Source organism: Nocardioides sp. TRM66260-LWL (genome assembly GCF_020075545.1).
Lineage (GTDB): Bacteria > Actinomycetota > Actinomycetes > Propionibacteriales > Nocardioidaceae > Nocardioides.
Map to the genome: position 1 here is coordinate 1 of NZ_JAIQZK010000010.1, position 22,433 is coordinate 22,433.

General features: G+C 72.9%; 20 protein-coding genes. All 20 read right to left on the minus strand.

Annotated elements, in window-relative coordinates; translation table 11 throughout:
• Positions 1-318: 318 nt before the first annotated feature.
• The gene (locus K8Z61_RS17055) at positions 319-948 is read right to left on the minus strand and encodes a DNA-3-methyladenine glycosylase (RefSeq protein ID WP_224131295.1); all 630 of its coding nucleotides are present in this window, start codon (positions 946-948) and stop codon (positions 319-321) included.
• The gene (argH, locus tag K8Z61_RS17060) at positions 935-2,377 is read right to left on the minus strand and encodes an argininosuccinate lyase (RefSeq protein WP_224131297.1); all 1,443 of its coding nucleotides are present in this window, start codon (positions 2,375-2,377) and stop codon (positions 935-937) included. Before argH ends, K8Z61_RS17055 begins: the two co-directional genes overlap by 14 nt.
• Positions 2,377-3,807, minus strand: a complete 1,431-nt coding sequence (gene argG, locus K8Z61_RS17065) for an argininosuccinate synthase (RefSeq protein ID WP_224131299.1) — start codon at positions 3,805-3,807, stop codon at positions 2,377-2,379. The genes argH and argG overlap by 1 nt, the downstream gene beginning before the upstream one ends.
• Positions 3,808-3,848: 41 nt before the next feature.
• Positions 3,849-4,379: an arginine repressor gene (locus K8Z61_RS17070; RefSeq protein WP_224131301.1), complete on the minus strand. Its 531-nt coding sequence runs from the start codon at positions 4,377-4,379 to the stop codon at positions 3,849-3,851.
• The gene (gene argF / locus K8Z61_RS17075; RefSeq protein WP_224131303.1) at positions 4,379-5,311 is read right to left on the minus strand and encodes an ornithine carbamoyltransferase; all 933 of its coding nucleotides are present in this window, start codon (positions 5,309-5,311) and stop codon (positions 4,379-4,381) included. The genes K8Z61_RS17070 and argF overlap by 1 nt, the downstream gene beginning before the upstream one ends.
• Before the next feature lies 1 nt (position 5,312).
• A complete protein-coding gene (locus tag K8Z61_RS17080; protein WP_224131305.1) occupies positions 5,313-6,536 on the minus strand; it encodes an acetylornithine transaminase in 1,224 nt (407 codons plus the stop codon).
• Positions 6,533-7,477: an acetylglutamate kinase gene (gene argB / locus K8Z61_RS17085; RefSeq protein WP_224131307.1), complete on the minus strand. Its 945-nt coding sequence runs from the start codon at positions 7,475-7,477 to the stop codon at positions 6,533-6,535. The genes K8Z61_RS17080 and argB overlap by 4 nt, the downstream gene beginning before the upstream one ends.
• Positions 7,474-8,625 (minus strand): bifunctional glutamate N-acetyltransferase/amino-acid acetyltransferase ArgJ, encoded by a 1,152-nt coding sequence (gene argJ, locus K8Z61_RS17090; RefSeq protein ID WP_224131309.1) that lies wholly within the window; start codon positions 8,623-8,625, stop codon positions 7,474-7,476. The genes argB and argJ overlap by 4 nt, the downstream gene beginning before the upstream one ends.
• A gap of 40 nt (positions 8,626-8,665) precedes the next feature.
• Entirely contained in the window at positions 8,666-9,688 is a 1,023-nt protein-coding gene (gene argC, locus K8Z61_RS17095) for an N-acetyl-gamma-glutamyl-phosphate reductase (protein ID WP_224131311.1), read from the minus strand.
• A 59-nt stretch (positions 9,689-9,747) separates the two neighbouring features.
• Positions 9,748-10,107 (minus strand): RNA polymerase-binding protein RbpA, encoded by a 360-nt coding sequence (locus K8Z61_RS17100; protein WP_224131312.1) that lies wholly within the window; start codon positions 10,105-10,107, stop codon positions 9,748-9,750.
• Positions 10,108-10,231: 124 nt separating this feature from the next.
• A complete protein-coding gene (gene secG, locus K8Z61_RS17105; protein WP_224131314.1) occupies positions 10,232-10,462 on the minus strand; it encodes a preprotein translocase subunit SecG in 231 nt (76 codons plus the stop codon).
• Between the two features lie 30 nt (positions 10,463-10,492).
• Positions 10,493-11,284: a triose-phosphate isomerase gene (tpiA, locus tag K8Z61_RS17110; protein WP_224131315.1), complete on the minus strand. Its 792-nt coding sequence runs from the start codon at positions 11,282-11,284 to the stop codon at positions 10,493-10,495.
• A 3-nt stretch (positions 11,285-11,287) separates the two neighbouring features.
• Positions 11,288-12,496 (minus strand): phosphoglycerate kinase, encoded by a 1,209-nt coding sequence (locus K8Z61_RS17115; protein ID WP_224131317.1) that lies wholly within the window; start codon positions 12,494-12,496, stop codon positions 11,288-11,290.
• Between the two features lie 2 nt (positions 12,497-12,498).
• Positions 12,499-13,494 carry a type I glyceraldehyde-3-phosphate dehydrogenase gene (gap, locus tag K8Z61_RS17120; protein ID WP_224131319.1) on the minus strand — a complete coding sequence of 332 codons (996 nt, stop codon included), beginning with the start codon at positions 13,492-13,494 and terminating at the stop codon, positions 12,499-12,501.
• A gap of 165 nt (positions 13,495-13,659) precedes the next feature.
• On the minus strand, positions 13,660-14,643 hold the full coding sequence (whiA, locus tag K8Z61_RS17125; RefSeq protein ID WP_224131321.1) for a DNA-binding protein WhiA: 984 nt from the start codon (positions 14,641-14,643) through the stop codon (positions 13,660-13,662).
• Between the two features lie 72 nt (positions 14,644-14,715).
• Complete coding sequence (gene yvcK, locus K8Z61_RS17130) at positions 14,716-15,732, minus strand: uridine diphosphate-N-acetylglucosamine-binding protein YvcK (RefSeq protein WP_224131323.1); 1,017 nt, start codon at positions 15,730-15,732, stop codon at positions 14,716-14,718.
• Positions 15,733-15,734: 2 nt separating this feature from the next.
• Positions 15,735-16,634 (minus strand): RNase adapter RapZ, encoded by a 900-nt coding sequence (gene rapZ / locus K8Z61_RS17135; RefSeq protein WP_224131325.1) that lies wholly within the window; start codon positions 16,632-16,634, stop codon positions 15,735-15,737.
• Positions 16,631-18,589, minus strand: a complete 1,959-nt coding sequence (uvrC, locus tag K8Z61_RS17140; protein ID WP_224131327.1) for an excinuclease ABC subunit UvrC — start codon at positions 18,587-18,589, stop codon at positions 16,631-16,633. Before uvrC ends, rapZ begins: the two co-directional genes overlap by 4 nt.
• Positions 18,590-18,683: 94 nt before the next feature.
• Positions 18,684-19,154, minus strand: coding sequence for a Rieske (2Fe-2S) protein (locus tag K8Z61_RS17145; protein ID WP_224131329.1), 471 nt, complete (start codon positions 19,152-19,154; stop codon positions 18,684-18,686).
• Positions 19,155-19,266: 112 nt separating this feature from the next.
• Positions 19,267-22,380: an excinuclease ABC subunit UvrA gene (gene uvrA, locus K8Z61_RS17150; RefSeq protein ID WP_224131331.1), complete on the minus strand. Its 3,114-nt coding sequence runs from the start codon at positions 22,378-22,380 to the stop codon at positions 19,267-19,269.
• Positions 22,381-22,433: the final 53 nt, after the last annotated feature.

Sequence of the window (22,433 nt, forward strand, 5' to 3'; positions counted from 1 at the left end):
AAGGTCGACAGGGCATCAAACTAATTCGTCGACTATCCAACACACTGTTGAGTTCTCAAACATCACGCGCATCCCGTCTCGGCTCCTCGGAGCCGCGGGCGGGGCAACCTGCAGAAACTTACCCGGCTGTCTTCGGCGCGTCAACTTGACTGTCGCGCCTCGGTTCAGTCGGTGCCGCACATGACGACTCGCGGTTCTTCGGGGCTGTCCGCCCCTGCTCCGCGGGCCGCTCTGGGCGACGACGAGAAAGTTACACGCGGGTTGCGTCGACACCAAATCGGGTGTGGTGGCGAGACGTCCTCCCAGGTCAGAGGCCTGTCAGCCGGGCTGCGCGCGTCCGGATCGCAGCGGAGCGGCCGGACGGTAGGCGGACACCGTCGGGTCTGCGGCCAGCCAGAACCTCCACGGGACATCCGCCGCCGCCCGCAGGCCGACGCGCGGTCCCGTGCGGATCTCTCCCGGATCGACGTGCGTCGGCGGCAGCCGTAGGCGGATCCGCCCCGACGACAGGTCCGTGCCGTCGTCGTCCAGCGCGATGCCGAGGGCACGGGTGAGCCTGGCGGGGCCACGCGCCAGGTCACGATCCGACGCGCCGGGCCGACGCGAGCGGGCCAGCTCGAGGCCGTCGACGATCTCGCCGGCGCGGAGCAGCACGCCGCACCCCTCGTCCTCCTCGCCCGTCACCACGTTGGCGCAGGTGTGCATGCCGTAGGTGAAGTAGCAGTAGAGGCGTCCCGCGGGGCCGAACATCGTCGCGTTGCGCGGCGTCCGGCCGCGGTGCGCGTGCGAGCCGGGATCGTCCCCGCCGCCGTACGCCTCGACCTCCGTGATCCGCAGCGCCACTCCCCCGGACGACAGCACCGCGCCCAGCAGTCGCGGCGCCATCGCGTGCGCCGGACCGCCGAGCGCGGTGCGGAGGTCGTCGGACCGCTCGTCAGAGTCGGGCACGCTCGCGCGCGATCCGCTGCTCGAGCTCGACCAGCTGCTCGCGCACCCGGTCGGGGGCGGTGCCGCCGCGTCCGGATCGCGAGGCCACGGAGCCGGCGGCCGTCAGCACCGAGCGCACCTCCGGCGTCAGCCGGGGGTCGATCGCGGCGAACTGCTCGTCGCTCAGCCCGTCCAGCTCGAGCCCGAGCTCCTCGCACCGGCGCACGCACGCGCCGGCCAGCTCGTGGGCGACGCGGAACGGGACGTCCTGCCGGACCAGCCACTCGGCGACGTCGGTCGCGAGCGAGAAGCCCTGCGGCGCGAGCTCGGCGAGCCTGTCGCGGTCGAACTCGAGCGTCGCGGTCATGCCCGTGAACGCCGGGAGCAGGACCTCGAGGGTGTCGACGGAGTCGAAGACCGGCTCCTTGTCCTCCTGCAGGTCGCGGTTGTAGGCCAGGGGCAGCGCCTTCAGCGTCGCCAGCAGCCCGGAGAGGTTGCCGATCAGGCGCCCGGCCTTGCCCCGCGCCAGCTCGGCGATGTCGGGGTTCTTCTTCTGCGGCATGATGCTCGACCCCGTCGACCACGAGTCGTGCAGCGTGACGAACGCGAACTCCCGCGTCGCCCAGAGGATGACCTCCTCGGCGAGCCGGCTGACGTCGACCCCGATCTGCGCGGCGACGAACGCGAACTCGGCGACGAAGTCGCGCGCGGCCGTGCCGTCGATCGAGTTGGCGGTCGAGCCGGTGAACCCGAGGTCGGCGGCCACGGCGGACGGGTCGAGGCCCAGGCTCTGGCCGGCGAGCGCACCCGACCCGTAGGGCGAGTCGGCCGCCACGCGAGCGTCCCAGTCGGCCAGCCGGTCGACGTCGCGCAGGAGCGGCCACGCGTGCGCGAGCAGGTGGTGCGAGAGCAGCACCGGCTGCGCGTGCTGGAGGTGGGTGCGGCCCGGCATGACCGTCGGCTCGACGCCCGCGCCGCCCAGATGCACTCGCGCCTGCTCCGCCAGCACCTCGACGAGGTCGAGCACCTGCCCGGCGATCACCCGTGCGTGGTCGCGCAGGAAGACCTTGAACAGGGTCGCGATCTGGTCGTTGCGGCTGCGACCCGCCCGTAGGCGTCCGCCGACCTCCGCGCCGACCTCCTCGAGCAGCAGGCGCTCGAGCGCGCCGTGGACGTCCTCGTCCGAGACGTCCGGACGCAGCTCGCCGGCGGCGTACCGCTCCCCCAGGACGTCCAGCCCGCGCCGTAGCTCGGCATGGTCGGCGTCGCTGAGCAGGCCGGCACGGTGGAGTGCCGCGGCGTGAGCGCGCGAGCCCGCGAGGTCGTACGGGGTCAGCCGCCAGTCGAAGTGCGTCGAGCGCGACAGCGCCTCGAGCTCGGGCGAGGGGCCGCCGGCGAACCGGCCGCCCCAGAGCTTGCCGGTGTTGGTGGTGTCGAGCGCGTCGGCCATCAGTCGGTCCCGGACTCGAGCGCCGCCTGGTCGAGCGCACCGAGGTCGGCCGCGTCGGCCGCCGGGTTCGCGGCGATCGTGTCGGCGCCGCCGGCGGGCAGCTCGCCGAAGAGCGTGCCGTGCTCGACGAGCACCTGGCCCTGGTCGAGCGGCTGCGCCGCGTACAGCTCGAGCTTGGCGCGCGAGTCGGCGATGTCGAGGTTGCGCATCGTGAGCTGCCCGATCCGGTCGGTCGGCCCGAACGCGGCGTTCTCGGTGCGCTCCATCGAGAGCTTCTCCGGGTGGTAGGAGAACGCGGGCCCCTCGGTGCGCAGGATCGTGTAGTCCTCGCCGCGCCGCAGCCGGATCGTCACCTCGCCGCTGACGAGCGAGGCCACCCAGCGCTGGATCGACTCCCGCAGCATGAGCGCCTGCGGGTCGAGCCAGCGGCCCTCGTACAGGAGGCGACCGAGACGGCGTCCCTCGCCGTGGTAGTTCGCCAGCGTGTCCTCGTTGTGGATCGCGTTGAGCAGACGCTCGTAGGCGATGAAGAGCAGCGCCATGCCGGGGGCCTCGTAGATGCCCCGCGACTTCGCCTCGATGATGCGGTTCTCGATCTGGTCGGACATGCCCAGACCGTGGCGTCCGCCGATGGCGTTGACCTCGTGCACCAGGGCGACCGCGTCGTCGAACCGGCGACCGTTCACCGACACCGGGCGACCGCGGTCGAAGCCGATGGTGACGTCCTCGGGCGCGATCTCGACCGTGGGATCCCAGAACCGGACGCCCATGATCGGCTGCACCGACTCCAGGGAGACGTCGAGGTGCTCGAGGGTCTTGGCCTCGTGCGTCGCGCCCCAGATGTTGGCGTCGGTGGAGTACGCCTTCTCGGCGCTGTCGCGGTAGGGCAGACCGTGCTCGGTGAGCCACTGGCTCATCTCGGCGCGCCCGCCGAGCTCGGTGACGAAGTCGGCGTCCAGCCACGGCTTGTAGATGCGCAGGGACGGGTTGGCCAGCAGCCCGTAGCGGTAGAAGCGCTCGATGTCGTTGCCCTTGAAGGTCGAGCCGTCGCCCCAGATGTCGACGCCGTCCTCGTGCATCGCGCGCACCAGCATGGTGCCGGTGACGGCGCGACCGAGCGGCGTGGTGTTGAAGTAGGCCCGCCCCCCGCTGCGGATGTGGAACGCTCCGCAGGCCAGCGCGGCGAACCCCTCCTCGACCAGCTGCGGGCGGCAGTCGACGGCCCGCGCGATCTCGGCGCCGTACTGCAGCGCGCGCGCCGGCACCCCCGAGATGTCCGGCTCGTCGTACTGCCCGATGTCGGCGGTGTAGGTGCACGGGACGGCGCCCCTGTCGCGCATCCACGCGACCGCGACGGAGGTGTCGAGGCCGCCGGAGAACGCGATGCCGACGCGCTCGCCCTGGGGCAGCGTGGTGAGGACCTTGCTCACGAGGTGTTCCTTCTGTGGTGGACGGGCTGGGTACGGGTGGGTCAGGACGGCTCGTCGGTGGGTGCGGCGAGCTCGGTGAGTCGGCGCGCCAACGCGTCGCCGCCGGCGGGATCGCGGCCGATCAGCAGGACGGTGTCGTCGCCGGCGATCGTGCCGAGGACCTCGGCGAGATCGGCCTTGTCGAGGGCGGACGCGAGGAACTGGGCGGCCCCGGGCGGGGTGCGCAGGACGACCAGGTTGGCGCTGGCCTCCGCGCTGACCAGCAGCTCGCCGAGGAGGCGGGCCAGGCGGGAGCGCGCCGCGACCGCGTCGATCGGCGTCGTCGGACGCCGGTCGCCGCCCTCGCCGGGCACCGCGTAGACCATCGCGCCGGACGGCGCGCGCACCTTGACCGCGTCGAGCTCGAGCAGGTCGCGCGAGAGCGTCGCCTGGGTGACGCGGACGCCGGCCTCGGCCAGCAGCACCGCGAGCTCGCCCTGGCTGTGCACCTCGTGTTGACCGACGAGGTCGACGATCAGCTGGTGACGGGCGCCCTTCGTGGTCGGGCGCAGCGGCAGGGCGAAGTCGGACATCAGGCGTCCTGCTGGGCGGCCTCGAGGAGCCAGGCGAGCACGGCCTTCTGCACGTGCAGCCGGTTCTCCGCCTCGTCCCACACGACGCTGCGCGGGCCGTCGAGCACCTCCGCGGCGATCTCCTTGCCGCGGTAGGCGGGCAGGCAGTGCAGGACGACGGCCTGCGGGTCGGCGTGCGCGAGCAGCTCGGAGGTGAGCGACCACGGCCCGAAGACGCGCTCGCGCTCGGCGGCCTCGTCCTCCTTGCCCATGGAGACCCACGTGTCGGTGACGACGACGTCGGCTCCGGACACCGCCGCGACGGCGTCGGGGACGACCGCGGCCGATCCGCCGGTCACGGCGGCGATCGCGTCGGCGCGGGCGAACATGTCGGGCCCGGGCACGTAGCCGTCCGGCCCGGACAGCCGCACGTGCATGCCGGCGGTGGTGCCCGCGAGCAGCCACGAGTTGCCCATGTTGCACGCGGCGTCGCCGACGAAGGCGACCGTGAGGCCCGCGAGGCGACCCCGGTGCTCGCGGATCGTCAGCAGGTCGGCGAGCAGCTGGCACGGGTGGTAGTCGTCGGTGAGCGCGTTGACGACCGGGACGCCGGCGTGCTCGGCCATCTGCTCCAGCCGCTGCTGCGCGTAGGTGCGCCAGACCACGGCCGCCACCTGGCGGCCGAGCACGCGCGCGACGTCGGCGACCGACTCGCGCACGCCGATGCCGGCCAGGGCGCCGTCGATGAGCAGCGGGTGGCCGCCGAGGTCGGCCACGCCGACGCCGAAGCTGACCTGGGTGCGCAGTGTCGGCTTGTCGAAGATCAGGGCGACGGACCGAGGCCCCGCCAGCGGCTGCCGGACGTGCGGCGCGCCCTTCATCGAGGCCGCGAGGTCGAGCAGGTGCGCCTGCTCGGCGGGGCTGAGGTCGTCGTCGGCGAGGAGGTGGCGCATCTCAGACCTCCGCCGCGTCGAGGATGCCGGGCCACGCGGCGAGGAACGTCGCGACGTCGTCGTCGGCGAGGACGTACGGCGGGGCGAGTCGGATCCGCCGCGGACCGGTGGCGTTGACGATGAAGCCGGCGTCCTGCGCGGCGGCGACCACGGCCGGCGCCGCGTCGCTGACCAGGTCGAGGCCGATCAGCAGGCCCAGCCCGCGCACCTCGACGACCCGCGGGTCGGCGGCGAGGCCGGCGCGCAGCCGCTCCCCCAGCTCCGCGGCGCGCGCCAGGAGCCCGTCGTCCTCGATCGTGCGGAGCACGGCGAGCCCCGCTGCGCAGGCGAGCGGGTTGCCGCCGAAGGTCGTGCCGTGGTTGCCCGGCTCGAGCAGGCTCGCGGCGCGGCCGACGCCGATGATGGCGCCGATCGGGACGCCGCCGCCGAGGCTCTTGGCGAGCGTGACGACGTCGGGCACGACCGGCTCGCCGAGCGCCGGGTGCTGGTGGGCGAACCACGAGCCGGTGCGACCGGCGCCGCTCTGGATCTCGTCGAGCCACAGCAGCGAGCCGTGCTCGTCGGCGATCCGACGCGCGGCGGCGAGGTAGCCCGACGGGGCGACGACCACGCCCGCCTCGCCCTGGATCGGCTCCAGGACGATGGCGGCCGTCTCGTCGGTGACCGCCGCCGCGAGCGCCTCGACGTCGCCGTAGGGCACGAACGTGACATGGCCCGGCAGGGGCTCGAACGGCGCCCGGTAGGCCTCCTTCGAGGTCAGCGCCAGGGCGCCGGTCGTGCGTCCGTGGAAGGCCCCCTCCGCGGCGACCAGATGCGTCCGGCCCGTGCGGCGGGTGAGCTTGAACGCCGCCTCGTTGGCCTCGGCGCCGGAGTTCGCGAAGAACACGCGTCCGTGCTCGGGCTGGCCCAGGAGGCGCAGCAGGGTCTCGGCGAGCTCGACCTGGGGCGCGGAGGTGAAGAAGTTGCTGATGTGGCCGAGCGTGCCCAGCTGCGCGGAGACGGCCTCGACCAGCGCGGGGTGGGCGTGGCCGAGCGCGTTGACGGCGATGCCGCCGAGCAGGTCGAGGTGACGGCGGCCGTCGACGTCCCACACGTACGGGCCCTCGCCCCGGGTGAGCACGAGCTTCGGCGGGCCGAAGGTGTTCATCAGGCTCGCGGCGTAGCGGGTCGCGTAGTCGCCCGCGGCCGTCGTCGGCGCCTGGGGCGCGCTGGTCTGGGTCGTCACTTGGTGACCGCCTTCTGCCGGGCCTTGCGGATCTTGGTCTCGACGCCGGGCAGCACCTGTGTGCCGACGCCCTCGTCGGTGAACAGCTCGAGCAGCACCGCGTGCGGCTCGCGCCCGTCGACCACGGTGGCCCGCGGGACGCCGTCCTGGACCGCCTGGAGGCAGGCGGTCATCTTCGGCACCATGCCGCTGGCGAGCGTCGGGATCAGCTCGCCGAGCGTCTCCGGGCTGATCTCGTAGATGACGTCGTCGCTGTGGGGCCAGTCGCGGTACAGGCCCTCGACGTCCGTGAGCACGAGCAGCTTCTCGGCCCCCAGCGCGACGGCCAGCGCGGACGCGGCGGTGTCGGCGTTGACGTTGTGCACCCGCCCGCGCTCGTCGGGGGCGACGCTGGAGACGACCGGGATGCGCCCGGCCTCGATCAGGTCGAGCACCGCCTCGGGCCGCACCTGCCGCACCTCGCCGACGAGGCCGAGGTCGACCTCCTCGCCGTCGACGACGGTGTTGGTCGGCTCGGCGGTGAACAGGCCGGCGTCCTCGCCCGAGAGCCCGACCGCGAGCGGCCCGTGCTCGTTGATCAGGCCGACGAGCTCCCGCTGCACCTGGCCGACCAGCACCATCCGGACGACGTCCATCGCCTCGGGGGTCGTGTAGCGCAGGCCGCCGCGGAACTCCGACTCGATGCCGAGCCGGTCGAGCATCGTCGAGATCTGCGGACCGCCGCCGTGGACGACGACCGGCTTGAAGCCGGCGAAGCGGAGGAAGGCGATGTCCTCGGCGAACGCGCGCTTGAGCACGTCGTCGGTCATGGCGTTGCCGCCGTACTTCACCACCACGATCTTGCCGTGGTAGCGCTTGAGCCACGGGAGGGCGCCCGCCAGGACGTGGGCCTTGGACGGGTCGGCGGCGTGCCCGGGCTGCGCGGGCTGGTCGGTCGTCATGAGCTGTAGGCGCTGTTCTCGTGGACGTAGGCGTGGGTGAGGTCGTTCGTCCACACCGTCGCCCGGGCGTCCCCGGACTTCAGGTCGATCGTGACGGTGACCTGGCGCGGCTCGAGGTCGACCCCGGCGGGGTCCTCGGCCGGGGTCGAGCGGCGGCAGACCCAGACGCCGTTGATGGCGACGTCGAGGTCGGCGGGGTCGAAGACCGCGTCGGTGGTGCCGATCGAGGCGAGGACGCGGCCCCAGTTGGGGTCCTTGCCGAAGACCGCGGCCTTGAACAGGTTGCTGCGCGCGACGCTGCGGCCGACGGCGACCGCATCGTCCTCGCTCGCGGCGTTGAGGGTGGTGATCGCGATCTCGTGGTCGGCGCCCTCGGCGTCGGCGAGCAGCTGCATCGCGAGATCGGTGCAGGCCCGGGTGAGGGCGGCGGTGAGGTCCTCGAGGGTCGGCGTGATGCCCGAGGCGCCGCTGGCGAGGACCGTGACGGTGTCGTTGGTGGACATGCAGCCGTCGGAGTCGAGCCGGTCGAAGGAGACCCTCGTGGCGGCGCGCAGCGCGGCGTCGAGGTCGGCCGGAGACGCCACGGCATCGGTGGTGAGCACCACCAGCATCGTCGCCAGCGCGGGCGCGAGCATGCCGGCGCCCTTGGCCATGCCGCCGACCGACCAGCCGGCCTCCTCGACGACGACCTGCTTGCTCACCGAGTCGGTGGTCATGATCGCGGTCGCGGCGTCGGTCCCGCCCTGCTCGGACAGCCCGGCGTGCGCGGCGTCGACGCCGGCCAGCAGCGCCTGCCGGTCGTTGGCCAGGCCGATCAGCCCGGTGGAGCACACCACGACGTCGATCGCGCCGATGCCCACGCGCTCCGCGACCCGCTCGGCCACCGCGTGGGTGGTCTGGAAGCCCTCGGGCCCGGTGTAGCAGTTCGCGCCGCCGGAGTTCAGCACGACGGCGCGCACAACGCCGTCCTTGACGACCTCCTTGCTCCACAGCACCGGGTTGGCCTGGCAGCGGTTGCTGGTGAACACCGAGGCGGAGTCGTGGCGCGGCCCGTCGTTGACGACGAGCGCGAGGTCGGGAGCGCCGGTGGACTTCAGCCCGGCGGCGACGCCGGCGGCCCGGAAGCCCCGGGGATGGGTGACGGTCATGGGAGTCCTTGGGATCTGCGGTGCGGAGCGGGCGGCGGCGTCAGGGCGCCAGGCCGACCGTCGAGAGGCCGGTGGTCTCGGGGAGCCCGAGAGCGAGGTTCATGCACTGGATGGCGCCGCCGGCGGTGCCCTTCGCGAGGTTGTCCACGACGCCGACGGCGACGAGTCGTCGTGCGCGGTGGTCGACGGCCACCTGGACGTGCACCGCGTTGGAGCCCACGACCGCCTTGGTCTGCGGCCAGACCCCGGCCGGCAGCAGGTGGACGAAGGGCTCCTCGGCATAGGCCTCGGCATAGGCCGCACGCGCCTGCTCGTCGGACACCTCGCCGCGCAGCGGCGCGCTGACGGTGGCCAGGATGCCGCGCGGCGTGGGCGCGAGCACGGGCGTGAAGCTCACGCCGACCGGCTCGTCGGTCAGGGTCGCCAGGTTCTGGGCGATCTCGGGGGTGTGCCGGTGGGTGGTGACGCCGTACGCGCTGAGGTTGCCCATGACCTCGCTGCCGAGCAGGTGGGGCTTGGCGGCCTTGCCGGCGCCGCTGGTGCCGGAGGCGGCGACCACGACGACGTCCGGCTCGACCAGTCCGGCGGCGACCGCCGGGGCGATGGTCAGCGTCGAGACGGTCGGGTAGCACCCGGGCACGGCGATCCGCGTCGCTCCGGCCAGCTCGGCGCGCTGACCGGGCAGCTCGGGCAGGCCGTAGGGCCACGTGCCGGCGTGCTCGCCGCCGTAGTAGGCCGTCCAGGCCTCGGGGTCGCGCAGCCGGAAGTCGGCGCCGCAGTCGATGACGACGGTCTCGCCGAGGGCGGCGGCGACGGCCGCGGACTCGCCGTGGGGCAGCGCCAGGAAGACGACGTCGTGGCCGGCGAGGACCTCCGGCGTGGTCGGCTCGAGCACGCGGCCGGCGAGCGGCACCAGGTGGGGTTGGAGCAGGCCGAGCGGCTGACCGGCGTTGGACGCTCCGGTGAGCGCGCCGATCTCGACGTCGGGGTGGCCGAGCAGGAGCCGGAGGAGCTCGCCTCCGGCGTAGCCGCTGGCGCCGGCGACGGCGATCCGCGTGGTCATGTGCATGACCATACATCAAGATGCATAGTCACGCGGCGGCATTCCACCGGCGCGGCGACTCAGAAGATCAGGTCGCCCGACTTGCGTCGCGAGCGCAGGAGCGTGAGGGCCTCGTCGAGGATCTCCTGCGCCTCCTGGTCGGAGCGCCGCTCCTTCACGTACGCGAGGTGCGTCTTGTACGGCTCGATCTTCGGCGCCGGCGGGGCGTTCTCGGAGTCGCGCCCCGCGGGCAGGCCGCACTTCGGGCAGTCCCAGGAGTCGGGCACCTGCGCCTCGACCGAGAAGGTCACGACGGAGCGGTGCTGGTTGGAGCAGAAGTAGCTGACGGCCTGACGCGGGGCGGCCTCGCCCCGCTCGGCCTCGCCCATCGGGCCTGCGCCGACCCGACTTCCACGGATCGCGTTGCCTCCACCGGCCATGGCGGCTCTCCTCAAGCGGTGTGTGTCGCCGACCGGAGCGCCGGGGGCGACGTGGGGGTGTGGGGGTCCCGACGCCGTCGTCGGAGGTGCGGTCGCCACCCGCGGACGGGCGGCGACCGGAGGGTCAGTAGGCCTTGAGCAGGCCCATGCCGACGACGCAGGCGAACCAGATGATGCCGATGCCGACGGTCAGCCGGTCGAGGTTGCGCTCGGCCACCGAGGAGCCGCCCAACGAGCTGGAGACGCCTCCGCCGAACATGTCGGAGAGGCCGCCGCCGCGACCCTTGTGCAGCAGCACGAGCAGGATCATCAGCAGACTCGCTGCGATCAGGACGATCGTCACGAACAGTTCCACGGTCGGGATCCTATGCCACGTCGTCCGGGCTCAGAGCGCCGGCATGTCGTAGAACCGGCAGATGCCGCCGAACTCGTCCGCCTGCAGGCTCGCACCGCCGACGAGCGCGCCGTCGACGTCGGGCTTCGCCATGATGCCGGCGACGTTCGAGGCCTTGACCGAGCCGCCGTAGAGGATGCGGAGGCCGGCGGCCGCGTCGGCGCCGTGGGTCTCCTCGATGCGCGCCCGGATGGCCGCGCACACCTCCTGGGCGTCCTCGGGCGTGGCGACCTCGCCGGTGCCGATCGCCCAGACGGGCTCGTAGGCGACGACCAGGCCGGCCACCTGCTCGGCGGAGAGCCCCGCCAGCGAGCCGTCGACCTGCGCGAGAGCGTACGCGACGTGCTCGCCGGCCTTGCGGACGTCCAGGCCCTCGCCGACGCAGACGATCGGCGTCATGCCGTCGCCGAGCACCCGGTGCGCCTTGGCGTTGACGACCGCGTCGTCCTCGCCGTGGTGCTCGCGGCGCTCGGAGTGCCCGACGACGACGTAGGAGCAGCCGAGCTTGGCGAGCATGCCCGAGGAGATCTCGCCGGTGTGGGCCCCGGACTCGTGGACCGAGACGTCCTGGGCGCCGTACTTCACCGGGAGGCGGTCGCCGTCGACCAGCGTCTGCACCGACCGCAGGTCGGTGAAGGGCGGGATGACGACGACCTCGGCCTTGGCGTGGTCGTGCCGCTTGTCCTGGAGGGTCCAGGCCAGCTTCTGCACCAGGTGCACGGCCTCCTGGTGGTTGAGGTTCATCTTCCAGTTGCCCGCCATGAGCGGGGTGCGGGACGACATGGCTCAGGCCTCCAGGACGGTGATGCCGGGCAGGGTCCTGCCCTCGAGGTACTCCAGCGACGCGCCGCCGCCGGTGGAGATGTGGCCGAAGGACGCCTCGTCGAAGCCCAGCGTTCGGACGGCGGCGGCGGAGTCGCCGCCGCCGACGACCGACAGGCCGCCGTGGTCGCGGGTGCGGCTCAGCGCGTCGGCGACGACCCGGGTGCCGTCGGAGAACTCCGGCACCTCGAAGACGCCCATCGGACCGTTCCAGAACACCGTCTGCGCGTCGGCGAGGGCCGCCGCGAAGTCGGCCGCCGAGGCGGGACCGATGTCGAGGCCCAGCGCGTCGGCCGGGATCTCCGAGGCCGGCACCACCTGCGGCTGCGGGGTGCGCTCGCCGGCCGGGAACTCGGTGTCGACGACGATGTCGCCGGGCAGCAGGATGCGCACGCCCGACTCCTCGGCCCGCCGCAGGTACTCCCGGCAGGTGTCGAGCTGGTCCTCCTCGAGCAGGCTCCGCCCGACCTCATGGCCCTGGGCCTTGAGGAAGGTGAAGACCATGCCGCCGCCGATCAGCAGCGTGTCGGCCTTGCCGAGGAGGTTGTCGATGACGCCCAGCTTGTCGGAGACCTTCGAGCCGCCGAGCACCACGGCGTACGGACGGGCGGGCTCGTCGGTGAGCCGACGCAGGACGTCGATCTCGGCGCTGACGAGGGTGCCCATCGCGTGCGGCAGCAGCTGCGCCACGTCGTAGACGCTCGCCTGCTTGCGGTGCACCACGCCGAAGCCGTCGGAGACGAAGGCGTCGGCCAGCTCGGCGAGACGCCGGGCGAACTCGGCCCGCTCGGCGTCGTCCTTGCTGGTCTCGCCCGCGTTGAACCGGACGTTCTCGAGCAGCGCGACCTGGCCGTCCGAGAGCGCCGCGACGGTCTCGTGGGCCGACTCGCCGACGGTATCGCCGGCGAAGGCGACCTCGCTGCCGAGCAGCTCGCCGAGCCGCGCGGCGACGGGAGCCAGCGAGTAGCGCGCCTCCGGCTCGCCCTTCGGGCGACCGAGGTGCGCGACCACCACCACCCGCGCGCCGGCCTCGGCCAGCGCGCGGATGGTCGGGACGCTGGCGCGGATGCGGCCGTCGTCGGTGATGCGGTCGCCGTCGAGCGGCACGTTGAGGTCGGAGCGGACGAGGACGCGCTTGCCGCCCACCTCGCCCAGACCGGCGTACTCCCCCACGATCAGAGGGTCTCGCCGACGTACGCGATCAGGTCGACGAGGCGGTTGGAGTAGCCCCACTCGTTGTCGTACCAGCCCGCGACCTTCACCTGGTTGCCGATGACCTTGGTCAGCGGCGCGTCGAAGATGCACGACGCGGAGTCGGTGACGATGTCGGTGGAGACGATCGGCGCGGTCGAGTACTTGAGGATCTTGCCGTCGGCAGCGGCCTTGACCGCCCCGTTGACCTCCTCGACCGAGGTCTCGCGGGAGGCCTCGAAGGAGAGGTCGGTGAGCGAGCCGGTCGGGGTGGGGACGCGCAGCGCGTAGCCGTCGAGCTTGCCCTTGAGCTCGGGCAGCACCAGGCCGATCGCCTTCGCGGCACCGGTGGAGGTGGGGACGATGTTCAGCGCGGCGGCACGGGCCCGGCGCAGGTCCTTGTGGATGTTGTCCTGCAGGTTCTGGTCGGCGGTGTAGGCGTGGATGGTGGTCATCAGGCCCTTGTTGATGCCGATCGCGTCGTTCAGCGCCTTGGCCATCGGGCCGAGGCAGTTGGTGGTGCACGACGCGTTCGAGATGACGGTGTGCGCCGCCGGGTCGTACTGGGTGTGGTTGACGCCCATCACGACGGTGATGTCCTCGTTGGAGGCGGGCGCGGAGATGATGACCTTCTTCGCGCCGGCGTCGACGTGGGCCTTCGCCTTGGTCGCGTCGGTGAAGAAGCCGGTCGACTCCACGACGACGTCGACGCCGAGGTCGCCCCAGGCCAGGTTGCCGGGCTCGCGCTCGGAGGTGACCTTGATCGTCCGGCCGTCGACGACGATGGCGTCGTCGGTGGCCTCGACCTCGGAGCCCAGGCGGCCCAGGATCGAGTCGTACTTCAGCAGGTGCGCGAGCACCTGGTTGTCGGTGAGGTCGTTGATGCCCACGATCTCGACGTCGGCGCCCGAGGCGGCGACCGCCCGGAAGAAGTTGCGGCCGATCCGACCGAAGCCGTTGATGCCTACACGAACGGTCACTGCTGCTCCTGCTCTTCCCCGCGGGCGGGGGTACGGGGGTTCACGACGCGGCGACCCTATCGCGCGCGACGGGGCGTCCTCGGGCGGTGTCCCGCCGTACGTGCGGGTAACCCTGGTCACGCCGTCGCGCGGCGCGGGACCAGCGCCGACGTGCCGGCGCCGGCGTCAGGCGTCGCCGAGCAGGTCGGGGCTGAGCGAGGCCTCGGTGTCGGGGATGCCGAGCTCCTCGGCGCGCTTGTCGGCCATCGCCAGCAGGCGGCGGATGCGGCCCGCGATGGCGTCCTTGGTGAGCACCGGCTCGTGCAGCTGGCCGAGCTCCTCGAGGCTGGCCTGCTTGTGCTCCAGACGCAGGGCGCCGGCCATCCGCAGGTGGTCGGGCACCTCCTCGCCGAGGATCTCCATCGCCCGCTCGACCCGGGCGCCGGCCGCCACGGCGGCGCGCGCGGAGCGGCGCAGGTTGGCGTCGTCGAAGTTCGCCAGGCGGTTGGCGGTGGCCCGCACCTCGCGGCGCATCCGCCGCTCCTCCCAGGCGAGCAGCGACTCGTGGGCGCCGAGGCGCGTGAGCAGCTGACCGATGGCGTCGCCGTCGCGGATGACCACGCGGTCGACGCCGCGCACCTCCCGCGGCTTGGCGGAGATGCCGAGGCGCCGCGCGACGCCGACGAGGGCCAGCGCCGCCTCCGAGCCCGGGCAGGTGATCTCGAGGCTGGACGAGCGGCCCGGCTCGGTGAGCGAGCCGTGCGCGAGGAAGGCGCCGCGCCAGGCGGCCACGGCGTCGCAGGCGCCGCCCGTGACGATCGCCGGCGGCAGACCGCGGACCGGACGCCCGCGCTGGTCGACCAGGCCGGTCTGCCGGGCGAGGGAGTCGCCGTCCTTGACCACCCGCACGACGTAGCGGGTGCCGCGCCGCAGGCCGTTGCCCTGCACCATCACGACGTCGGCGTGGTGGCCGTAGACCTCCTGGATGTCACGCCGCAGGCGTCGGGCGGCGGCACCGGTGTCGAGCTCGGCCTCGAGCACGATCCGGCCGTTGACCAGGTGGAGACCGTTGGAGAAGCGGAAGATCGAGGCGACCTCGGCCTTGCGACAGCACGGCTTGGTGACCTGCGTGCTGGCCAGCTCCGCCTTCACCTGTGCCGTCATCGCCATGTCGCCGATCCTCACACACGCGTCCAGCACCCTCGCAACCTGGTGCGGGCCGGCACCGTGCCCCCGACCCGGTCAGCCGCGGGGCCCGGCCGCCGCCGGCTCCTCGGCGAGGATGTGCTCGAACGCGGCGGCGAGCCGGTGCGGGTCGTGCCGCGGGGTGCCGTCGCCGAGCGCCACGTCGGCCACCACCAGCCGCGCGCCGAGCGCCTTCACCGTCTGCTCGAGCTCGGCCTCGTGGCCCTCGACGCTGACGGTGTCGGCCAGGACGACGTCGATGCGCAGCTCGGGCGCGTGCTCGGCCAGGACGGCGAGGTGGTCGGCGGGGCCGAAGCCGTGGGTCTCCCCCGCCTGCTCGTCGAGGTTCAGCACGACCGCGCGGCGGGCCGGGGTGCGCACGAGCGCTTCGCGGAGCGCGGGCACCATCAGGTGTGGGATGACCGAGGTGAACCACGAGCCCGGGCCGAGCACGACCCAGTCGGCGGCGTCGACCGCCGCGATCGCCTCGGGGCAGGGCTCGGGGTCGGACGGCTCGAGCTCGATCGACGCGATGACGCCATCGGTGCGGGCGACCTGCACCTGCCCCCGCACGGTCGTCAGCGACTCGGGGTCGAGCGGGTCGAGGCCCCGCACCTGTGCCCGGATGTCCATCGGGCTCAGCGCCATCGGGAGGACGCGGCCGGCCGCGCCGAGCAGGCGGCCGACGAGGTCGAGCGCCCGGACGTGGTCGCCGAGCTGCTCCCACATCGCGACGATCAGCAGGTTGCCGACCACGTGGCCGTTCATCTCGCCGTCGCCGGCGAAGCGGTGCTGGAGGACGCCGGCCCAGGTGTCGCCCCAGTCGTCGGTGCGGCACAGGGCGGCCAGGGCCATCCGCAGGTCGCCCGGCGGCAGGACGCCGAACTCGCCGCGGAGCCTGCCGGACGAGCCGCCGTTGTCGGCGACCGTGACGACGGCCGTCAGGTCGCCGACGACGCGGCGATGGACGAGCTCGCGCAGGGCCCGCAGGCTGGCCGAGAGCCCGTGACCCCCGCCGAACGCGACGACCGAGCGGCCCTGGCCCAGCCGGACGTCGGGCACCGTGACCCGCATGCTCACTCCCGCCCGAGGTCGCGGTGGGTGGAGGTGGCCTCGTGGCCCAGCTCGCGCAGGCGGCGGACGATCTCCTCGGTCATGGCGACGCTGCGGTGCTTGCCGCCCGTGCAGCCGATCGCCACCCGCATGAACCGCTTGCCCTCGCGCAGGTAGCCGCCGGCGACGCCGTCGAGCACGGGCACGTAGGCGTCGAGGAACTCCGCCGCCCCGTCGCGGGAGAGCACGTACTGCGAGACCTCGGGATCGCGTCCGGTGTTGGGGCGCAGCTCGGGGATCCAGTGCGGATTCGGCAGGAAGCGCATGTCGGCGACGAAGTCGGCGTCGACAGGGATGCCGTACTTGAAGCCGAAGCTGACCACGCGGATGCGCAGGGTGGTGGACTCCGGGGAGCCGAAGCTCTCGGCGATGCGCTTGGCCAGCTGGTGCACGTTGAGCGAGGTCGTGTCGATGACCAGGTCGGCCTCGCCGCGCAGCTCGGCCAGCACCTCGCGCTCGCGCTGGAGGCCGTCGAGCAGGCGGCCGCCGGCCTGGAGCGGGTGGGGCCGGCGCGCGGCCTCCTGGCGGCGGACGAGCACGTCGTCGGTGGCCTCGAGGAACACCAGGGTCGCGTCGCGTCCGGTCGCGCCCTGGGCGAGGTTGGCCTGCAGCGAGCCGAAGAACGAGCCCGAGCGCACGTCGACCACCACCGCGATCGGCTGCGCGACGCCGCGGCTCTCGTCGACCAGCCGGACGACGTCGCGCAGCAGGCTCGGCGGCAGGTTGTCGACGACGTAGTAGCCGAGGTCCTCGAGCTCGGCGGCGGCGGTGCTGCGTCCGGCGCCGGTCATGCCGGTGACGACCACGAGCGGCCCCGGCACGGGCGCGGCCGACGGGACGGGGACCTCGGGCTGCTCGCTCATGACTCCTCGATCTCGCCGGTGGCGGTGTTGACGGCGACAGTCTTGCGGGTGGCCGACGCGGCCGCGACGGCGTCCTTGATCGCGACCGCCGTGCGCTCGCCGATGCCCGGCACCTGGACGAGCTCCTCGACCGTGGCCTCGCGCAGCCGCTTGAGCGAGCCGAAGTGCTTGAGCAGCGTGCGCCGACGGACCTCGCCGAGGCCGGGCACGTCGTCGAGGGTGCTCTCGACCATGGTGCGGCTGCGCCGCGAGCGGTGGTGGTTGATCGCGAAGCGGTGCGCCTCGTCACGGATGCGCTGGAGCAGGTACAGCCCCTCGGAGGTGCGGGGCAGGATGACCGGGTCGTCCTCGCCCGGCAGCCAGACCTCCTCGAGGCGCTTGGCCAGACCGCAGACCGGCACGTCGTCGATGCCCAGCTCGTCGAGGGCGCGCTGCGCGGCGGCCACCTGGGGCGGGCCGCCGTCGACGACGACCAGCCCGGGGACGTAGGCGAACTTCCGGGGGCGGCCGGTCTCGGGGTCGACCAGCATGGGCCCGGAGTCGCCCTCGACGGTCGCGGACCGGGCCTGCTCGTCGAGCAGGCGACGGAAGCGGCGGGTGATGACCTCGTGCATGGAGGCGACGTCGTTCTGTCCGTCGACGCTCTTGATGACGAACCGCCGGTACTCGCTCTTGCGGGACAGGCCGTCCTCGAAGACCACCATCGAGGCCACCACCTCGGTGCCCTGCAGGTTCGAGACGTCGTAGCACTCGATGCGCAGCGGGGCGTCGTCGAGCTCGAGGGCCTCCTGGATCTCCTCGAGCGCCTTGCTGCGGGTGGTGAGGTCGCTGGCGCGCTTGGTCTTGTGCAGCGCGAGCGACTGGGCGGCGTTCTGGGCGACGGTCTCCTGCAGCGTCCGCTTGTCGCCCCGCTGGGGGACGCGGATCTGCACGCGCGAGCCGCGCAGGTCGGAGAGCAGGCTCTCCAGCGTCGCGGCCTCGGGCGGCAGAGCCGGGACGAGGATCTCGCGCGGGATGGAGTCGGACTCGCTGGCGTAGAGCTGGAGCAGGAAGTGCTCGACCAGCTCGGCGGTCTCGCCCTCCTCGACGCGGTCGGCGACCCAGCCGCGCTGACCGCGGATGCGGCCGCCCCGCACGTAGAAGACCTGGACGGCGACCTCCAGGGGGTCCTCGGCCAGCGCCACGACGTCGGCGTCGGCGCCGTCGCCCAGGACCACCGCCTGCTTCTCGAGGGCCCGGTTCATCGCGCCGAGGTCGTCACGCAGCCGCGCCGCCTTCTCGAAGTCGAGCGCGTCGGAGGCGTCGTACATCTGCTGCTCGATGCGCCGCATGAACGGGCGGGTCTGACCGCCCATGAAGTCGCAGAAGTCGTCGACGATGCGTCGGTGCTCCTCGGCGTCGACCTTGCCGACGCAGGGCGCGGAGCACTTGTCGATGTATCCGAGCAGGCACGGGCGACCCACCTGCTGGGAGCGCTTGAAGACCCCGGCGCTGCACGAGCGCATCGGGAAGACCCGCAGCAGGATGTCGACGGTCTCGCGGATCGCCCAGGCGTGGCTGTACGGGCCGAAGTAGCGGGTGCCCTTGCGCTTGGCGCCCCGGCCCACCATCACCCGCGGGAACTCCTCGCCGGTGGTGACGGCGAGCCACGGGTAGGACTTGTCGTCGCGGTACTTGACGTTGAAGCGGGGGTCGAACTCCTTGATCCAGGAGTACTCGAGCTGGAGGGCCTCGACCTCGGTGTTGACGACCGTCCACTCCACGCTGGCCGCCGTGTGCACCATCGTCGCGGTGCGGGGATGCAGGTGCGCGACGTCCTGGAAGTACGACGACAGGCGTGGCCGCAGGCTCTTGGCCTTGCCGACGTAGATCACCCGGCCGCGGGCGTCCCGGAAGCGGTAGACCCCGGGCTGCGTGGGGATCGAGCCGGGCTCGGGGCGGTACGGGACGGACACGTCCCCAACCCTACGAGCGGCCACCGACAGGCCCGGCACAAGGTCGGGCGCGGCATCCGGGTCGGCCGCCGGCCGTCCCAGGGTCAGGCCCGGGTCAGGCCAGGGTGACCTCCCCGCCGCTGACCTTGACCGGCTTCTCCGCGAGGGGCGCGCTGGCGGGGCCGGCGGTGACCGAGCCGTCGGCGATGGAGAACTCCGAGCCGTGGCAGCGGCAGACGATCTGACCGTCCTCGACCGCGGACACCGCGCAGCCGGCGTGGGTGCAGGTGGCGCTGAAGGCCTTGAACTCGCCCGCGGACGGCTGGGTGACGACCACGCCCTGGTCGCCCAGGACCACGCCGCCGCCGACCGGGACGTCCTTGGTCGCGGTCAGCGGGCCGTCCGAGGCCGTCGCCCCCGTGCCGCCGGCCGACGTCGAGGAGGAGCCCGACGTGCCGCACGCGGCGAGCAGCGGCGCCCCCGCGCCGAGCGCCACCAGCCCGCAGATCGCGCCGCGGCGGGTCGAGCCGCGCGTGCCGCACGGCTCCTCGGCCGAGGTGGTCGGGTCGGTGCTCGGTGCGCTCATGGGGTACCTCTCGGCCGGGTCCTGGCGGGCTCGGGTGGACGTCGTCGACGCTACCGTCGCCGCCGACCCCGCCCCACCGCCGCCGGGTGAGAGCTCCCTGTGAATCGTCCGCTCAGGACGCCGCGCGCTTCGCGGTCTTCTTCGCCGCGGTCTTCTTCGCGGTCGCCTTGGTCGCCGTGGCCTTCGTGGCCGTCGTCTTCTTCGCGGCCGTCTTCTTCGCCGTCGGCGTGCGACGGGCGTCGGCCGCCTCCGTGGCCCGCGCCGCGGCCCGGGCGTTGGCGCTCTGGGTGGCTGCCTGACGACGCGTGGCACGGGCGGGCGCGGGCGCGGCATCGGCCGGCAGCATGCGCGTGGGCTGGCGGGCCTCGCGTCCCTCGAGCAGCGGGCGGAGGAAGCGTCCGGTGTGGCTCGCCGACACCTGGGAGACCTGCTCCGGCGTGCCCTCGGCGACGATCGTGCCGCCGCCGGAGCCGCCCTCGGGGCCCATGTCGACGATCCAGTCGGCGGTCTTGATGACGTCGAGGTTGTGCTCGATGACCAGCACCGTGTTGCCCTGGTCGACGAGGCGGCCGAGCACGAGCAGGAGCTTGCGGATGTCCTCGAAGTGCAGGCCGGTGGTGGGCTCGTCGAGCACGTAGACCGTGCGGCCCGTGGACCGCTTCTGCAGCTCGGCGGCCAGCTTGACCCGCTGCGCCTCGCCGCCGGAGAGCGTCGTGGCCGGCTGGCCGAGACGGACGTAGCCCAGACCCACCTCGACGAGGGTCGTCAGGTGGCGCGCGATCGCGGGGACCGCCGCGAAGAAGTCGACGGCCTCCTCGATCGGCATGTCGAGGACCTCGGCGATGGTCTTGCCCTTGTAGTGCACCTCGAGCGTCTCGCGGTTGTACCGCGCGCCCTGGCAGACCTCGCACGGCACGTAGACGTCGGGCAGGAAGTTCATCTCGATCTTGATCGTGCCGTCGCCGGCGCACGCCTCGCAGCGACCGCCCTTGACGTTGAAGGAGAAGCGGCCCTGCAGGTAGCCGCGGACCTTGGCCTCCGGGGTGGCGGCGAAGAGCTTGCGGACGTGGTCGAAGACGCCGGTGTAGGTGGCGGGGTTCGAGCGGGGCGTGCGGCCGATCGGCGACTGGTCGACGTGGATGACCTTGTCGACGTGCTCGAGGCCGGTGATCGCCCGGTGCCGACCGGGCAGCGTGCGGGCGTTGTAGAGCTGCTTGGCCAGCGAGGTGTAGAGGATGTCGTTGACCAGCGTCGACTTGCCCGAGCCGGAGACGCCCGTGACGGCCACGAAGACGCCGAGGGGGAAGGCGACGTCGACGTCGCGCAGGTTGTGCTCGCGTGCGCCGAGCACCTTCAGCTCGCGGCCCTTGGTGCGGGGGCGCCGGACCTCCGGCACGGAGATCTCGCGTCGACCCGAGAGGTACTGACCGGTGAGCGACTCCGGGTGCTCGTAGAGGTCCTTGACGGTGCCGCTGTGGACGACGCGGCCGCCGTGCTCGCCCGCCCCGGGGCCGATGTCGACGACCCAGTCGGCGACGCGGATGGTGTCCTCGTCGTGCTCGACGACGATGAGCGTGTTGCCGAGCTCCTTGAGCCGGACGAGGGTCTCGATCAGCCGCTGGTTGTCGCGCTGGTGCAGGCCGATCGACGGCTCGTCGAGGACGTAGAGGACTCCGACGAGGCCCGCGCCGATCTGCGTGGCCAGGCGGATGCGCTGCGCCTCGCCGCCGGACAGCGAGCCGGACGGGCGGTCGAGCGAGAGGTAGTCGAGGCCGACGTCGAGCAGGAACTGCAGGCGCTCCTGGATCTCCTTGAGCACCCGCTCGGCGATCTGCCGCTCGCGCTCGGAGAGCTCGAGCGTGCGCAGGTAGGCGGCGGTCTCGCTGATCGGCCGCGAGCAGAGCTCGTGGATGTTCAGCCCGCCGTCCTCCTTCGCGCCCAGGGTGACCGCCAGCGAGACGGGCTTGAGCCGGCTGCCGGAGCACGTGGGGCACGGCACCTCGCGCATGAAGCCCTCGAACCGCTCGCGGCTGGTGTCGGACTCGGCCTCGCGGTGGCGACGCTCGACGTAGGGCCGCACGCCCTCGAAGTCGGCGAAGTACGCGCGCTCGCGGCCGTAGCGGTTGCGGGTGACGACGTGCACGCGGGACGTGTGGCCGTCGAGCAGCGACCGCTGGGCCTTGGCCGGGAGGTCCTCCCACGGCGTGTTGAGGTCGAAGCCGAGCTCCTCGCCCAGCGCCGCCATCAGCCGCAGGAAGTAGTCGGCGATGTGCGCATGGCTCCACGGGGCGATGGCGCCCTCGCCGAGCGTCGCCGCGGGGTTGGGCACGACCAGCTCGGGGTCGACCTCCATGCGCGTGCCGAGGCCGCTGCAGACCGGGCAGGCGCCGAACGGCGAGTTGAACGAGAACGACCGCGGCTCGAGGTCGTCGGTGTCGATCGGGTGGTCGTTGGGGCACGCCATCCGCTCGCTGAACTTCAGCTCGCGCCCCGGATCGTCGGCCGGGAGGTCGACGAAGTCGACGACGACCAGGCCGCCCGCGAGGGTCAGCGCGGTCTCGATCGAGTCGGTGAGCCGGCGCTTGGCGGTCTCCTTGACCGCCAGCCGGTCGACGACGACCTCGATGGTGTGCTTGCGCTGCTTGTCGAGCGTCGGCGGCGCGTCGAGCGTGTGCGTCTCGCCGTCGATGCGGGCCCGGGAGTAGCCCTGGCTCTGCAGCTGGCGCAGGAGGTCGACGTACTCCCCCTTGCGGCCGCGGATGACCGGCGCGAGCACCTGGAAGCGCCGCCCCTCCTCCAGGGCGAGGAGCCGGTCGACGATCTGCTGCGGCGTCTGCCGCTCGATCGGGGCGCCGCACGTGGGGCAGTGCGGACGGCCGGCGCGCGCGTAGAGCAGGCGCAGGTAGTCGTAGACCTCGGTGATCGTGCCGACGGTCGAGCGGGGGTTGCGCGAGGTGGACTTCTGGTCGATCGACACCGCCGGCGAGAGGCCCTCGATGAAGTCGACGTCCGGCTTGTCCATCTGGCCGAGGAACTGCCGGGCATAGGCCGAGAGCGACTCGACGTACCGCCGCTGGCCCTCCGCGAAGATCGTGTCGAAGGCCAGCGACGACTTGCCCGAGCCGGAGAGCCCGGTGAAGACGATGAGGGAGTCGCGCGGGAGATCGAGCGAGACGTCGCGCAGGTTGTGCTCGCGCGCGCCACGGATGATCAGCTGGTCGGCCACGGACTCGTCCTCGGGGTGGTGGGGTGGGGCAGGATCGAACAGCTGTTCATCCT

What these genes read in the sequence shown, in the direction of transcription:
- rapZ (WP_224131325.1), bottom strand. Translation starts at nt 16,634, where the DNA reads ATGAGCGAGCAGCCCGAGGTCCCCGTCCCGTCGGCCGCGCCCGTGCCG.
- argJ (WP_224131309.1), bottom strand. Translation starts at nt 8,625, where the DNA reads ATGACCGTCACCCATCCCCGGGGCTTCCGGGCCGCCGGCGTCGCCGCC.
- argC (WP_224131311.1), bottom strand. Translation starts at nt 9,688, where the DNA reads ATGACCACGCGGATCGCCGTCGCCGGCGCCAGCGGCTACGCCGGAGGC.
- K8Z61_RS17145 (WP_224131329.1), bottom strand. Translation starts at nt 19,154, where the DNA reads ATGAGCGCACCGAGCACCGACCCGACCACCTCGGCCGAGGAGCCGTGC.
- yvcK (WP_224131323.1), bottom strand. Translation starts at nt 15,732, where the DNA reads ATGCGGGTCACGGTGCCCGACGTCCGGCTGGGCCAGGGCCGCTCGGTC.
- K8Z61_RS17100 (WP_224131312.1), bottom strand. Translation starts at nt 10,107, where the DNA reads ATGGCCGGTGGAGGCAACGCGATCCGTGGAAGTCGGGTCGGCGCAGGC.
- K8Z61_RS17070 (WP_224131301.1), bottom strand. Translation starts at nt 4,379, where the DNA reads ATGTCCGACTTCGCCCTGCCGCTGCGCCCGACCACGAAGGGCGCCCGT.
- tpiA (WP_224131315.1), bottom strand. Translation starts at nt 11,284, where the DNA reads ATGTCGTCCCGCACCCCGCTCATGGCGGGCAACTGGAAGATGAACCTC.
- argB (WP_224131307.1), bottom strand. Translation starts at nt 7,477, where the DNA reads ATGACGACCGACCAGCCCGCGCAGCCCGGGCACGCCGCCGACCCGTCC.
- argF (WP_224131303.1), bottom strand. Translation starts at nt 5,311, where the DNA reads ATGCGCCACCTCCTCGCCGACGACGACCTCAGCCCCGCCGAGCAGGCG.
- whiA (WP_224131321.1), bottom strand. Translation starts at nt 14,643, where the DNA reads ATGGCGATGACGGCACAGGTGAAGGCGGAGCTGGCCAGCACGCAGGTC.
- argH (WP_224131297.1), bottom strand. Translation starts at nt 2,377, where the DNA reads ATGGCCGACGCGCTCGACACCACCAACACCGGCAAGCTCTGGGGCGGC.